11 protein-coding genes are annotated in these 14,414 nt (G+C 76.4%); 2 read left to right on the top strand and 9 right to left on the bottom strand.

Translation table 11 applies throughout. The features are described from left to right. Positions 1 to 53 precede the first annotated feature (53 nt). Both WDZ17_RS08385 and WDZ17_RS08380 read right to left on the bottom strand, forming a co-directional pair. Complete coding sequence (locus tag WDZ17_RS08385) at positions 54 to 1,127, bottom strand: glycosyltransferase (RefSeq protein ID WP_339574693.1); 1,074 nt, start codon at positions 1,125 to 1,127, stop codon at positions 54 to 56. 92 nt (positions 1,128 to 1,219) lie between these two features. Then, entirely contained in the window at positions 1,220 to 2,446 is a 1,227-nt protein-coding gene (locus tag WDZ17_RS08380; RefSeq protein WP_339574692.1) for a glycosyltransferase, read from the bottom strand. Between the two features lie 114 nt (positions 2,447 to 2,560). Between WDZ17_RS08380 and WDZ17_RS08375 the strand changes: the two genes are divergently transcribed. Continuing rightward, the gene (locus WDZ17_RS08375; RefSeq protein WP_339574691.1) at positions 2,561 to 3,604 is read left to right on the top strand and encodes a sugar-transfer associated ATP-grasp domain-containing protein; all 1,044 of its coding nucleotides are present in this window, start codon (positions 2,561 to 2,563) and stop codon (positions 3,602 to 3,604) included. 67 nt (positions 3,605 to 3,671) lie between these two features. Further along, on the top strand, positions 3,672 to 4,598 hold the full coding sequence (locus tag WDZ17_RS08370; protein ID WP_339574690.1) for an ATP-grasp fold amidoligase family protein: 927 nt from the start codon (positions 3,672 to 3,674) through the stop codon (positions 4,596 to 4,598). On the opposite strand, the gene WDZ17_RS08365 is transcribed toward WDZ17_RS08370, so the two are convergent. The 7 genes from WDZ17_RS08365 to WDZ17_RS08335 form a co-directional block, all read right to left on the bottom strand. Next, positions 4,543 to 5,538, bottom strand: coding sequence for a sugar-transfer associated ATP-grasp domain-containing protein (locus WDZ17_RS08365; RefSeq protein WP_339574689.1), 996 nt, complete (start codon positions 5,536 to 5,538; stop codon positions 4,543 to 4,545). The genes WDZ17_RS08370 and WDZ17_RS08365 overlap by 56 nt on opposite strands. 11 nt (positions 5,539 to 5,549) lie before the next feature. Then, positions 5,550 to 6,965, bottom strand: coding sequence for a flippase (locus WDZ17_RS08360; RefSeq protein WP_339574688.1), 1,416 nt, complete (start codon positions 6,963 to 6,965; stop codon positions 5,550 to 5,552). Positions 6,966 to 7,082: 117 nt separating this feature from the next. Then, positions 7,083 to 8,507 carry a lipopolysaccharide biosynthesis protein gene (locus WDZ17_RS08355; RefSeq protein WP_339574687.1) on the bottom strand — a complete coding sequence of 475 codons (1,425 nt, stop codon included), beginning with the start codon at positions 8,505 to 8,507 and terminating at the stop codon, positions 7,083 to 7,085. Positions 8,508 to 8,611: 104 nt separating this feature from the next. Beyond that, positions 8,612 to 9,715, bottom strand: coding sequence for a glycosyltransferase family protein (locus WDZ17_RS08350; RefSeq protein ID WP_339574686.1), 1,104 nt, complete (start codon positions 9,713 to 9,715; stop codon positions 8,612 to 8,614). Beyond that, positions 9,716 to 11,302 (bottom strand): lipopolysaccharide biosynthesis protein, encoded by a 1,587-nt coding sequence (locus tag WDZ17_RS08345; RefSeq protein WP_339574685.1) that lies wholly within the window; start codon positions 11,300 to 11,302, stop codon positions 9,716 to 9,718. 117 nt (positions 11,303 to 11,419) lie between these two features. Next, a complete protein-coding gene (locus tag WDZ17_RS08340; RefSeq protein ID WP_339574684.1) occupies positions 11,420 to 13,132 on the bottom strand; it encodes a glycosyl hydrolase family 28-related protein in 1,713 nt (570 codons plus the stop codon). A gap of 168 nt (positions 13,133 to 13,300) precedes the next feature. Further along, entirely contained in the window at positions 13,301 to 14,401 is a 1,101-nt protein-coding gene (locus WDZ17_RS08335; RefSeq protein WP_339574683.1) for a glycosyltransferase, read from the bottom strand. Between the last annotated feature and the right edge of the window lie 13 nt (positions 14,402 to 14,414).

Below are 14,414 nucleotides of genomic sequence, written 5' to 3'. Positions count from 1 at the left end.
GAGGACGAGAACCCGGTCGGCGGCACGCGCGGCGCCCGGGAGAGGGGCCGGCCTCAGAGCGCCCGTCCGGTCCGAGCGATCGCGTCCGCGTCCGGCAGCGGGGGCCGGGAGCCGAGCATCTGCGCGCAGAGGGTCAGCGTCGCGCGGAGGGAGTGCGCGGTCGCCCGTCGGTCGCGTCGCTCGAGCGCGGCACGACCGCGCCGCGCGGAGGCGAGGACCCGCCGAGCCTGCAGCGCCCGCCAGGCGCGCACGGCCTCGTGCCGCTGCGCGGCCGAGTTGGCGGCGTCGGCCCAGGTCTTGCGGCGCACGGCGTCCTGGAAGTAGACCCGCTGGACGGTGCGGTGGGTCACGTTCGTCCCGTGCTGGCGGTACCAGGCCACCTGCTCGTCCAGGACGGTGAAGTGGCCCGATCGGCTCTGGCGGATGTAGAGGTCCCAGTCCTGCTGGAGCCGCAGGCGCTCGTCGAAGCCCCCGACCCGACGGACCACGTCGTGGCGGTGCAGGGCCACGGCCGAGGGCCAGATCGGGCCGGAGACGAGCAGGACACCGAAGTCGGTGTCCTCACCCCGCGGCACGGAGGCGATGCGGTGGCCCCGCATCCGCCGCCGGTCGCGCTGCCGCCACGGGTGCTCGCCGACGCGGACGGGCCGCGACGCCTCGTCCATGTACTCGGCGAGGCCGTAGGCGCCGACCGCGCGGGGGTCGGCCAGGAGCGCGTCGGCCAGCCGCTCCAGGGCGTCGGGGAGCCAGGTGTCGTCGCCGTCCAAGAAGGCCACCAGAGGCACCTCGGGCGCGACGGCCGCGAGCCCGGCGTTGCGCGCGGCCGCGGACCCGGCCTGCGGCTGCTGGAGGAGCCGGACGCGCTGGTCGTGCAGGTAGGGGGCCAGTGCCTCGGCGGTGCCGTCGCGGGAGCCGTCGTCGACGACGACGCAGGACCACCGGGGCCAGGTCTGGGCGAGCAGCGAGTCCATCGTCTCGGCCACGTACTGCTCCACGTCGTGGACGGCGATGACGACGGCGATCTCGGGGGCCCCGTCAGCCCCGTCCGCCTCGTGCGCAGGTGGGCCGAGACGGTCGCCAGCGGGGCGGCCCGCGTGCGGACGTCGGTGGTGCGGGGGCTCCGTCATGTCTCGTCCTCGGAAGTCGGCCTGCGGGCCGGTCGCCCACGGAGAGGGCCACCGGTAGTGGCCGCCGCGGCTGCTGCACGGCGGGCGACACGCTAGTGCGGGCTTCGCCCGCCACGGACGTCCCCCGGCAGCAGCTCGCCGACGAGGTCCGCGACGGCGCGGGTGGACGCCTCGGGGCGGAACCGGGCCTCGTACAGCCCACGGGCGCGCGCCGCCATCTCCTCGGCGCCCCGCGGGTCGCGGTGCAGGTCGAGGAGCGCGTCGGCGGCGGCGTCTGCGCTCTCGCGCACCAGGAGGTGCTCGCCGTCGCTGGCGCCGACCCCCTCGCAGCCGAGCGCCGTCGAGACGACCGGCACGCGGTGCGCGAAGGCCTCGAGGACCTTCAGGCGCGTCCCGCCGCCGAAGCGCATGGGCACCACGACCGCGGTTGCTCCGGCCAGCTCCCCGGCGACGGAGTCGACCGGACCGACGAGGTCGAGCCCGTCGAGACCGCGGAGGTCGTCGAGGCGGTCGGCCTCCCGGCCGACCAGCCGCAGCCGTGCCGCCGGGGCGCGCGAGCGCAGCGCGGGGAGCACCCCGAGCGCGGCCGCCCGGGCGGCGTCGAGGTTCTGCGGGGTCGCGTAGTTCGCCACGACGAGGGCCACGGGGTCCGGCGGCGGGCGGCGCGCGACGAGTGGTCCCGGGTCCGGGTAGGTGTTCGGCACCACGGCGACCCTCGCCGGCCCGCCGAGCCGCTCGGCGTCGACGTCGCTGCACACGACGACCGCGTCCGCCCAGGAGGTCACGTCCCGCTGGACACGGCCCCACAGCGGCAGCTCCAGTCGCCGCTGCACCCGCTCGGAGCGGTCGACGCCCGTCGAGGGTCCCCGCAGGTAGGCGCGCCACTTCTCCGTCTCGACGTCGTCGCAGTCGACGACGCGCACGGGCGCCCGCAGGTCCGCCCGCAGCGCGGCGGCGTGGTCGAGCCCTCCGAACCACACGAGGTCGTAATGCTCGTCGGCCCAGGGCGCGAGGTCGGCCCGGACCTCGTCCCATCGCTGCGCCGAGACGTGGACGGGAAGCCGGTGCCGTAGGGCGCGCCCGGCGGCTCGGGGACGGGGCAGCGGCGGTGGGGAGGAGCGCAGCCACCGCCGTACCCGGACGTCGGGGGGCACGGGCGCGACGTCTACGGGCGCCCGGGAGTGCAGGACCGCGAGGTCGACGTCGGCGACCTCGGCGAGACCGCGGAGGACGCCTGCGCAGCGCAGCCGCTTGCCCCCGTCCAGGGGCCACGCGACGTCGGGGAGGGTCACGAGGGCGTGGGGGCGTCGTGACGGCACGCCGGGACGGTACCGGTCGTCGGGAGCGCGACCCGCCGGTCGGCGCGTCCCCGACCGGGTGGTGGGGACCGCGTGCGGGGCGGCCGGGTCCGGGCGCGGCGTACGTTGCGCCGCGTGGTCAACGGTGACGCGCACGAGAGCGGACCGGCGAGCCGGCCCCTGCGACGGGCCGCGAGGACGGCGCGGGCGGTGGCGCGGCTCGTCGAGCTGGAGCAGGCGCAACGGGCGGCGGCCGGGTCGCGCGAGCCGGCGCTGTGGCGACGGGGGTTCGTGTCCAGCCGCCGCGCCCTGTACCCGGGCATCGAAGATCGACGGGTGCGGTACCTGAGCGACCTGGACGTCGAGGAGAAGCTGCGCCGCGTCAACACCGCGACGGGCCGGACGCTGCTGGAGGACAAGCTCGTCTTCGCCGAGGCGCTGGCGGCGAGGGGGCTCGCCGACCGTGCCCCCGAGGTGTACGGGACCGTCCTGCGCGGCACCTTCCGACCCCGCGCCGGTGGTGCGCTCGAGCGCCTCCACGAGCAGGAGCGTGTGGTGCTCAAGCCGGTGCGGGGACGCGGCGGGCGGGGAGTCCGGCTCGTGCGACCGCAGGAGCTGGGGCAGGGGGCCGCCCGCGGGCTCGGCGAGGACGTGCTCGTGCAGGAGGTCGTCGCACCGGACCCGGCGTGGTCGGCGATCAACCCGGCCTCGCTCAACACCGTGCGCGTGATGGCCCTGCGTCCCGTGGGCGCGCCCCCGGTGCTGGCCGCGGCGGTCCACCGCTTCGGCACGGCGGCGTCCGGGGCGGTCGACAACCTGACGTCCGGCGGCGTCGCGTGCCGGGTCGACCTGGCCTCCGGCGTCCTCGGGCCGGCCGTGGGGATGCCGTCCGCGGGGCGTCGCGTCGAGCACGACGCGCACCCCGACACCGGGGTGGTGCTCCGCGGACGGGTCGTGCCGGGATGGGCAGCCGTCCGGGACCTCGTGCACGAGCTCATGGCCGCCTTCCCCGAGGTCGACCACGCGGGGTGGGACGTGTGTGTCTCGACGACAGGACCCCTGGTGGTCGAGGGCAACGGCGGGACGCCGAACCTCAACCTCGTCCAGATGCACGGCTCCTTCCTGGACGATCCCCGTGTCCGCGGGTTCTACGCCGCGCACGGCCTCCGGCCCGCGTAGCGCTGCGCCGACCACCCCGCCCGCGACGGACGAAGCTCCGTGTCCCCACCACCACCCGAGGAGCGCAGTGCTGCCCTTGCCCACGGCCGTCGTCAACCGCCTGCCCGTCGCCTGGCGCCGGGCCCGGCAGTTCCGGGAGGTGCACGGCTACCGGCCGAGCACCCGGTCGCCGTCCACCTTCAGCGAGAAGGTCAACCACCGCGTCCTGCGCGACCGTCGCGCGCTCCTGGTCCCGCTCTGCGACAAGCTGGCGATGAAGGATGTGGCCGCCGCCAGCGGGGCGGACGTGCGGATCCCCCGCACGTACTGGGCGGGGGCGGACGCAGGCGAGCTCGCGGGCGTCGAGGTGCCGGGGGGATGGGTCCTGAAGCCGAACCACAGCACGAACGGCCGCGTCCTGCTCGGGACCGGGGCCCTGCCCGCGGCCGACGACCTGCGTGCCGCGACCGCGGGCTGGTTGGACGAGGACGGGCACGCCCGCGGGCAGGGCGAGTGGGCCTACGCCTTCGCGCGGCGGCTGCTCTTGCTGGAGGAGAGGGTCGGTCCCGGCGACGGGACCCCGGCCGACCTCAAGGTCTTCGTCTTCGACGGCGAACCCGCTCTGGTGCAGGTGCACGACGACCGCTTCGGGACCCACACCAAGCGCCTCTACCGCGCGGACTGGACGCCGCTGCCGGACCAGCCCGGCTACCCCGTGAGCGAGCCGTCCTCTCCGCCGCCGGAGCTGGACGCCCTGCTGGAGGCCGCGTCCGTGCTCGCCGCCGGGTACGACTTCATGCGCGTCGACCTCTACGTGTGGCGGGGGGAGGTCTGGTTCGGCGAGTACACGCCCTACCCCTCCAGCGGCCTGCGGCGGCTCGCCCCGGCCGCCCTCGAGGACGAGCTCGGGGCCCTGTGGAGGCTGCCGGCGAGGGGGCGCCGCCGGCCGGCGGACGTGCTCAGGGCAGCAACCCGTGGGAGCGGTAGAACTCGCGCACTCCGGGATCGTGCGTGAAAGGCCCGTGGAGCTGGTAGAGCTTCACGCCGACGAACCGGGCGTTGCCCTCGACGACGACCGGGCCGTCCTCGGAGACCGCCATGTCCCAGCCCACGTGGACGGCGTCGGGGAAGGCGTCCATCAATCGGTGGACGAGCGCGACGAGGTCGCGCCAGCACGGGACGGTGCGGCCCGTGATGCGCACGCCGGTCTCGGGGTGGTCCTCGAAGAGGACGCGACCGGGCCGCCGCACCCGGCTCATGACAGGCCCGAGGACGCCGTCGGCCGGGTCGACCGGGACCACCATGCCGCCCGAGCTGTAGTTGTCCACGGCACCCGTGGTGCTGCGCCCCACGCGCTGCACGGCGCTCGGCAGCACGACGCGGCCGTCGGCGGTCCGCACGGCCAGCACCCGGACGGTGTTGAGGCTCCCCGGCCACAGCGCGGCCGAGCCAGGGTGCTGGCGCACCGCCTCCTGCAGGAGGTGGTCGGTCGAGAGGTCCGTCGCGGCGACCGCCGCCGGGACGTCGTCGAAGCGGCGGACGCCCCGCCCGCCCGACCCGCCGGTGGGCTTGGCGACGCACGGCCCACGGGCACCTGGGGTGATCTGCCAGCGCCCGCCGCGCAGGGTGCCGAGGGTGCGGGGGGCGGCGTCCACCAGTCCTCGGTCGGCCAGGGCCGCGGCGAAGGCGGTCTTGTCGGTGAGCAGCTCCTGGAGCGCGTCCGGGTTCATCCGGTGGGCGACCCGCGCGTAGGGCAGGTCGGCGATGTAGCCGGTGCGCCGGGACGCGCCCTCGGGCAGCAGCCACCGGCGGTCGGAGTGGAAGCCGCGCGCGAGCATCGACGGTGACCGGAACGCCACGTCGAGGGCCCGCTCCGTGCGCAGGAAGTAGCGCACGGCGCCGGCCGTGTCCCGCAGCTCGTGCCGCAGCCGCCGTCGGTGCCGGGATGGGCTCACGCCGCAGGACTCTAGGGACCCGCCGCGCCGGTCGTCCCGTCGTCCGTGGCCCCGTCCGTCCCGTCCGTCGACGGGCCCCGCCGCGACCGGTCGCGCAGCAGGCGCAACGGCCAGACGAGGGCCTTCGTCATCTGCACGCCGGCGGGCAGCAGGGCGCCCCCGCCGACGCCGCGGCGCCCGCCCACGAAGGTGAACAGGTAGGACGAGACGACGTACGAGGCGACCGTGGCGACGGCCGCACCGCGGATGCCCGCCGCGGGTATGAGCACGAGGTTGAGGCCGACGTTGACCAGCGCGCCGGCCGCCTGCCGGGAGAGCGTCTGCAGCAGGTGGCCCTCCGCGACCACCCACTTGCCGAGGACCGCCGACATGAAGACGAAAGGCAGCGCCAGCACGTGGATGCGCAGCACGCCGGCGGCCTCCCCGTACCGGCTCCCGTACAGCAGGTCGATGACGGGCGGGCCGAGGACGAACGTGACGGCGGCGATGGCGACGCCGGCCCAGCACGCCCGGTCGTAGGACCGCTGCACCGTCGCGCGATAGCGGGCGCTGCCCGCGCCCCACTCGCGGCGGGCGGCGAGCAGCGCCGGGAAGGTCGCCGTCGTGAAGACGATGGGCAGGAAGTAGGCGATCTCGCTGAGGCGCGCGGCGACGGTGTAGATCCCCGCCGCTCCCGTTCCCGCGAGCCCGACGAGGAGCACCACGTCCGCGCGCAGGTTGATCTGCCGGGCGAGGTTGGCGAGCAGCAGTGGCCACGAGCGGACGACGACCCCCCACGCGCGGCGCGGCTGCGGCCGCCCGAACCCCGGGCTGCCCGCGGACCGCAGGTAGGTGAGCGCGACGGCCCCCGCGGACAGCACGGCCTCGGCGACGTAGAGCAGGAGGAACGTCGTGATGGTGGGGGAGACGAGGGCCGCCACGACGCGGGCGGCGAGCAGGACGAGCACGACGCCGATGCGGACCAGGGAGACGGCCCCCGTCCGCACGCGGGACTGGAACCAGGCGTCGGTGCAGTCCAGCCCTTTGGCGAAGAGGGCCAGGCCGGCGACCGCCGCGGGCACGGTCGTCGCGGGGTCGGTCAGCTGCGCGACGCCGACCAGCGCGAGGAAGGCGACAACGGCGAGCAGCTCGCGGAGCAGGAGGAAGGCGCTGACGGACCGGTTCTGGGCGTCGGGGTCGTCGAGCAGGATCTTGATGCCGAGGGTGCCGATGCCGCCGTTCGCGACGGCCGTGCCGATCGCGACGAGCGAGACGACCGCGCTGTAGAGGCCGAAGTCGGACGTCGTCAGCGCCCGCGCCACGACGACGCCGACGACGGCGCTCGCGACGAGCGAGACCGTCTGCTGGGCGCTCCCGAAGCTCGCGCTGCGCAGCTCGCGGCGGCCGAGCACCCGACGGACCCGCTGCCACCACGCGGCCGCCGTCACCGTGGCGCCGTCCCGGTCCCGCCGGCGACGACGGCGGGGGGCGGACGCACGCGGACGACCGTACCGCCGGTACGGCGGCGTCCCGGCCGGCTCCTCACCGGGTGCCCCGGCCCGGGTCTAGCGCCGGCTCACCGCGGGCAGCAGCCGGCCCAGCGGGCCCGGGAGCACCTCGGCCAGCCAGCGGCCGTCCTCAGCGCCGAGAGGGCGGAGCACCCGTGCGGCGGCGGCGAGGACCACCACGAAGAGGGCGCCGCCGACCACGACCGCGGGCCAGGGCGCAAGGAGCGCCGCCGGAACCGCAGCCGCGCCGCCGGCCGCCGCGGCGACCACGAGGGGCCGCAGGAGCAGGGACGGCCGCAGGGAGCGGGTGGACGGCTCGCGACGCGAGGCGAGAACGAGCGTTGACAGGTAGACCACCTGAGCCGTCACGCTGGCGACGACCGCTCCCGCGGCCGCCAGGGCGGGGACGAGGGCGAGGCACAGGCCCACGTCCGTCGCGGCGGCCGCGAGACCGGCGCGCACGACGACGTGCACGCGCCCGACCCCCAGGTGGACGGCGGCGAGCGCCCCCGCCAGCGGGGCGGCCAGAAGGACCAGAGCCAGCCCGCGCAGGAGAGGGCCGGCGTCGGCGAGCCCCGGCCCGTAGAGGGCGACGACGGCGCTGGGCCCCAGCACGACGAGGCCGACGACCAGGACCGGGCTCCCGGCGGCGAGCACCCGCAGCGCTCGTCCCACGAGGACGTCGAGCTGCTGGGCGCCGCCCGCCGCGTGGGTGCGGGCCACGGCGGGCATCGCGGCGCCGGTCACCGCCGCGCTGGCGGCCACGGCGACGGAGACCAGCGTGAAGGCGGCCGAGAAGAGGCCGACCTGCCGGGCGCCGGAGAACAGGTCGAGGAAGACGAGCTCGACCCTGCGCTCGACGACCTGCGTCAGCGCGAGGGTGAGGACGAAGCCGAGCCACACGCGGGCCACGGGCGCTACCGGTGGCCGCGGGCCCCCGGCCGGGGCGCGGGGCACGCGCCGCTGGAGGACCAGGAGCGCGACGAGGAGGTAGAGGGAGCCGACGGCCTGGCCGACGAAGACGCCGGTGATCCCCAGCCCGCCGAGGACCGCGGCGACGCCGAGCAGCGGCCCCAGCCCCTGGCTCACGAGCCGTCGCCGGCTCACCCGGGCCCAGCCGTCGTAGGTGACGACCCGCACCGTGAACGCGTACGCCACGGCGTCGACGAGCGCCGTCCCGGCGATGACCCCCCAGAGCAGCGGGGACTCGTCCCGCAGCCCGCCGAGGCCGAGCAGGAGCCCGGCGAGGACGACGCCGACGATGGCGTGCACCTGGAGCGACCAGCGGCGCAGCCAGTGCAGCGCGGCCCGGTCGTCAGCCCCGCGCGCCCGCGACAGGAGCTGGATGCCGGCCTGCGAGAGCGAGAGCACGAAGGTGTTGAGGACGAAGCCCTGGATGTACGACAGGAGGCTCTGGAGGCCGAGCGCCTCGGCCCCGAGCGTGCGGCTCACCGCGACGGACAGCGCGAGGGCCGACACCATCGGCAGGAGAGTGGCGGCGGCCCGCCAGAGGCCGCCGAGGACGACCTCCCGGCTGCCGGTGGCCCGGGACCGCCCGCCCGGCCCCGGCGGGGCAGGAGCAGCCACTACGGGAGGCCCGGGCGGGAGCGCAGCAGGTCCTCGAGGAAGCCCGCGAGGACGCGGGCGCGCCCGCTCCAGTCCATGCTCCGGGCCGCGGCGACCCCTTCGGCGTTGACCTGCGCGGACAGGGCCCGCTCCACGACGCCGTCGTCGGCCCCCGGCTCGTGGACGTGCACGCCGGGAGGCTTCGGCGTCACGGACGGGGGGATGGTCGTGAGGACCTGGAGCCCGGAGGCGAGGTACTCGAACAGCTTCATCGGGCTCCGCCCCCGGTTGGCCGGCGTCGACGCGAAGGGCAGGAGCCCGACGCGCGCCCGCCGCAGCAGCGAGGGCGTTCGGTCGTAGGCGACCTGGCCGTGCACCTCGACGTTGGCGGGCAGCGGGGGCACAGGCACGGTGGGGGGCCCGTAGACGTCGACGGGCTCGTCCGGGCGCTCCTGCGCGACGTCCCGGACGGCCTCCCAGTCGAAGCGCTCGTCGATCGCGCCCACGTAGACGCTGCCCCGGCGCTCCTGCGTCCCCGTGGCCTCGAAGCGCGAGAAGTCGACGCCGTTGTCGAGGACGAGGTGCGGCAGGTCGGGCCGCCGCGCGCGCAGGATCTCGAGCACGGCGGCCGAGGTGGCCACGAGGGCGTCGGCGCGGCGCAGGAGCCGCTCCTCCGCCCGCCGCTTGGCCGTGCCGGCGACGACGTCGGTCGACCGGTACACGACGAGGCGCGCGCGGACGATGCTCTCGATCCCGGCGGCCAGGGGCTGGTCGACGAGCAGGACGTCGACCTCGTCGACCCCGGCGGACCGCAGGGTCCGGCGCAGGGACGGCAGCGCCGTCCTCAGGGCGAGGCGCCCGGTCGCGAGCGGGCCGACCGACAGGGGCAGCAGCGTGAGAGGGAGCAGGCCGGCGGCGCCGGGCGCCGCCTCGTGGGCGGTGCGGGACAGGCGCACCCGGCGCCGCACCTCCGGGTCCCTCCACCTCAGCAGGTGCACGAGCGAGACGGGCGACGAGAGGTGGACGACGTCGTGGCCCTGGAGTGCCAGCTCCCGGGCGAGGTGGTGGCTGCCGACCGTGAAGACGCCGCCCGGGGCGGTGTGGCCGACGATGAGGACGCGCACTCAGCCACCTCGTCGGGGGGACAGGAGGGTGAGGGCGCGGGCGGCGGGCGCGGGGAGGGTGCCGGCGAGCCACTCGCGGTCGTCCTCGACGACGAGGCCGACGAGCCGGAGGCCGACGGCGGTGACGAGGACGAAGACGGCACCGCCGAGCAGGAGGGCGGGCCAGGCGCCGAAGGGCAGCTCGACGGCGGTGGCCAGGCCGGCGGCCACGACGGCGACGGCCGCGACCCGGGCGACCGGTGCCGCGCGCACCCTCAGCCGCAGCCCGGTACGGACGGTGTGGGCGATGATCAGCAGCGCCGCCGTCCCCTGGCCGCTCAGCGTGGCCACGAGTGCCCCGCCCGTGCCCAGCGACGGGATGAGGACCGCCGCCAGGGTGATGTCGATGACGGCCCCGGTGCCCCCGGCGACGAGGACGGGCCTCAGTCGGCCCGTGCCGATCCAGTAGGCGTTGCAGAGCGCACCCGTCGGGGTGATGAGGAGCGCGACGGCCAGCACGCGGACGATCGCGGACGCCTCGGCGAACTCCTGGCCCCAGAAGGCCAGCACGACGGAGGGGCCGACGGCGACGACGGCGGCGCACATGAGGACGCTCACCGCGACGACGACCCGGGCGGCACGGCTGAGCCCCGAGACGACGCGGTCGTGCTCCCCGGCCCCGTGCGCGGCGGCGACCGCGGGCACCGCCGCGGCGATGAGGGCGGTACCGACCACGAGGGCGATCCCCACGATGTTGAACGCCACGGAGTACTGCGCGACCTCGACGGGCGTCCGGTAGAGGTCGAGGAAGACGAGCTCGAGCCGTCGGTCGACCACCTGGGTGACGACCGCCGACAGGGCGAAGAGCGACCACAGGCGCACGACCGGGCCGACGGGTGGGGCGGCCAGCCCCGCCGGTGCCGGCAGCGGGTCGCCCCGCTCGAGGCGCCGCAGGGCGACCAGCAGCCCCACGGAGACGAGGAGCTGCGCGGCGAAGACGCCCTGCACCCCGGCGCCCAGCAGCACCGCGGCGATGCCGAGCAGCGGGGTGAGCGCTTGGGAGACGAGGCGGCGCGCGGAGGTGCCGCTCCAGCCGTGGCGGGCCACGTGCCGGCTCGCGTAGCCCCAGCCCACGGCGTCGACGAGGGCGGTCGCGGCGGCGAGGAACCAGATCGAGCCGAAGGAGTCGCGGCTGAGACCTCCGACGACGAGCACGACCACGGCGACGCCGCCGCCGACGAGGTGCGCCGTCATCGACCAGCGCGCGAGGTGGGCGAGACGAGCGGTGTCCTTGGCCCCGCCCGCCGAGGCGATGAGCTGGATGCTCGCGACCGTGAAGGAGTAGATGAGCACGGACACCAGCAGCGAGGCGACGTAGGCCACCAGGCTCTGCTCGCCGAGCACGTCGGCTCCCAGCACGCGGCTGATGACGACCGACAGCGCGAGCGTGGACACCATCGGCAGCAGGTTGCTGGCCGCCGACCACACGCCCCCCGTGAAGACGGCCCGGCGGTCTGCCCCGCCGAACCTCGGCGCCGTGCTGGCCGGGAGCGGGTCGTCGTCGATCGCGCCCGCGGTCGCGGTCGCGTCGTCCGGCTCCTCGGGCACCGCGCCACCTCTCGTCCTGCTGCTCGCCCGAGCGACGTGCCGGACGGGCCCGAGGTTACGGGCCCGTCCGGTGGTGCGGGTGCAGCCGACCCCAGGTGGAGCAGCCGCTCCCGCGCGTCACCGCTCGACGCACACGGCGCGCCCGTCGACGACCCATCCCTTCGCCTCGTAGTCACCGGGGGGCGCCTGCGCCACGAGCAGGTTCGTCGGCCCGCCGGTGATCGAGAAGCGGTTGAGATGCACCCCTGTGGCGGTGGAGCCGAGGCCCCGCAGGAAGCCGACCTGCCGGCTCGCGGAGCTGCGGGTGCCGGTGATCGAGAGCCCCTCGACGACGACGTCCCGCATCTGCCCCGGACCGGCGACCCAGCCGTCCCAGACGAGCACGGCGCCGTGGTCGACGGTCCGCGACTGGTTCGCGTCCACGACCGTGCCGCCGACGACGCGCACGCGGACGGGGGCGAACGTCCTCCAGCCCGGCTCTTTGGCGATGTAGACGGCGGCGGCGTTGGACCGCTCGACGCGGATGTCGCTGTAGGTGATGTCCTCCCCGCCGACGACCGTGACCCCCCGGCCCCAGGTCGTGCCGAGGACGGTGGGCGAGGTGACCGTCACCCGGCGGACCGGCTGGCCGTCCTGGGCGTAGGAGACGACGGCGACGCCGTCGTCCCCAGAGCCGGTCACGACGGGTCGGGTGATGGTGCCGTCCGAGGACGGGCCGGTGACGTGGATGCCGTCGGCGCGGGTGCCGCTGACGGACAGGTCGGTGGCCGTGAAGCGCTCCGCGCCCCAGAAGTAGACGCCGGCGCCGGCGGAGCCCCGCACCCGGACCCGCTCGAGCGTGACGTCCTTCGCGCCCAGGACCGTGAGCTTCATGTCCTCCCAGGTGCCGATGCGCCGCGTTGACCCCACGAGCTCCAGCGTGACGTCGCGCACGGTCGTCCGGTCGCCGGACACGAGGAGCGACGACTTCTCCTCCCGGGTGGCGCGCAGCGTGCCGGTGCCCGCGAGCGTCAGGTCAGGCCGCTTGAGGCGCAGGACGTCCGTGTGCCGGAAGATCTTGCCGGCGGGGACGACGAGCGTGGTCCCTGCCCTCGCGGTGTCGAACGCCCGCTGGATCGCGGCCGTGTCGTCGGTGACGCCGTCGCCCACCGCCCCGAACGCCGTCAGCGGGGTGCCGGACACGGCGGAGGTCACGGGGACGGCGGGCGCGGGTGCGCCCGTCGGGGTGGGCGTGGGTGTCGGCGTCTGGGTGGGCACAGCGGGCGTGGGGGGCGTCGGCGCCGGGGTGGGAGTGGCGGGCGTGGGGATCGGCGCGGGGGCGGCTGTGGCTGCGGGTGCCGGGGTGGGGGCCGCGACGGGCGCCGCCGCGACGCGGAAGGTCGCCTCGAGGCGGTGCGTCGACCCGCTCGGGTACGTCAGGTGGGCGACGAGCTTCGTCGACGAGCCCGCGAGCGCCGCGAGGTCGACGCGCAGCGCCGCCACGTGCTGCCCGAGCGAGTCGCGGCCCACTGCGGTGGTCGAGGTGAGCGTCCTCGACCTCGCGTCGGCGAGACGGACCGCGGTGATGCGCTGCGGCGAGGTCACGACGACGTCCACGACGCCGGCCGGCTGGGTGCTGCCGAAGAGCTTCCGGCCGCCGGCCGTCAGCGAGTAGCCGCTGCCGACGGCAGGGGTGGTGGCGACCGCGCCGGCGTCGGCGGCGGCAGCCGTCGGCACGAGCGGGGGGACGAGGCCCTGGGGCAGGAGACCGAGGCCGAGGCCCAGGCCGAGCACGACGACGAGCGAGCGGTTCCGGCGCGGATGGTGCGCGGCGGCAGAGGAGGTGGCCATGGCCCGCCATCGGGGCCGCCGCTCGGAGCGCTGGAGCGGGTGGACGGGGCTGTCACCCGCGCGCACGGGCCGTGCTCACCCGCTCGTCCCAGCGCGGTCGGCCGGTCGGATGGTGCTGCGGCCGGTGACCTCAGGCCGTGGTCCGGCGCGTGGGTGACCGGGCCGTGCTCACACGCTGTCGAGCACGACCTGCCGCATCTGCTCGCGGAACCGGGCGCGGGAGAAGCCCTCGGCGTGCGTGCGCACGTCGGCCGGGTCCAGGTCGCCGTCGAAGGCGGCGAGCGCCTCGGCCCAGCGCTCGACCGCGCCCTCCGGCTCCTCGGCCACGAGCGCGCCCGTGCGGCCGGGCACCACCGTGTCCAGCGCCCCGCCCTCGCCCGCGGCGACGACGGGTGCCCCTGTCGCCTGCGCCTCGACCGGGACGATCCCGAAGTCCTCGACACCGGGCATGAGCAGGGCGCGGCATCGGCGGTACAGGTCGAGCTGCTCGGCGTCGGTCGTGCGGCCCACGAAGCGCACGGTGGGGCCGGCGACGCGCTCGCAGTCGGCGCGGGCGCGCCCGTCCCCGGCGACGACGAGCGGCACGCCCGCAGCCGTCGCGGCGCGCACGGCCAGCTCGGGACGCTTGTAGGGGACGAGCCGGCCCGCGAGGAGGAAGAAGTCCTCGCGCTCGACCGACGGGTCGGGCGTGTAGCTCTCGACGTCCACGGGCGGGTGGACGACGACGGACTCCCGCCCCCACCACCGCTGGATGCGTCCCGCGACCGCCGAGGAGTTGGCGACCAGCGTCCGCACCCGCTGCGCGGCGCGGCGGTCGGCCGGCCGGAATGCCGCGGAGAAGCCTCCGAGCAGCGCCTCGCCGGCCCGCCCGCCCACCTCGCCCCGACGCATCGCCGGGTCCCAGACCCAGCGCGCAGGGCTGTGCACGTAGGCGACGACGGGGGCCTCGGTGGCGTGCACGACCTGCGTGGCGAAGGCGTGGTGGCTCGCGACGACGACGTCGACGTCGGGCAGCCGGGTGCGGGCGTGGGCGACCGGCAGGGCCGGGAGGAGGTGGGCGTAGCCGCCGCCCGGACGGGCCAGCGGCGACAGGCGACCGGGGCGCAGGCGGGGGCGCAGCTCGGCGGGCACGACGTCCTCCTGGACGACCGGCGCGTGGATCGTCGCCGCGGGCCACTCGTGCGCGAGCTGCTCCACCACCATCTCGGAGCCGGCCCACTCGGTGAAGCGCTCGTGCACGAGCGCGACGGTCGGTGCGGGGGTCGCCATGGGCGGCAGTCTG

The sequence above is a fragment of the Pseudokineococcus basanitobsidens genome, assembly GCF_037482545.1.
Taxonomy (GTDB): Bacteria; Actinomycetota; Actinomycetes; order Actinomycetales; family Quadrisphaeraceae; genus Pseudokineococcus; species Pseudokineococcus basanitobsidens.
Note: the sequence above shows the minus strand (reverse complement) of the source record. Positions and strands in the feature narration are given on the sequence as shown.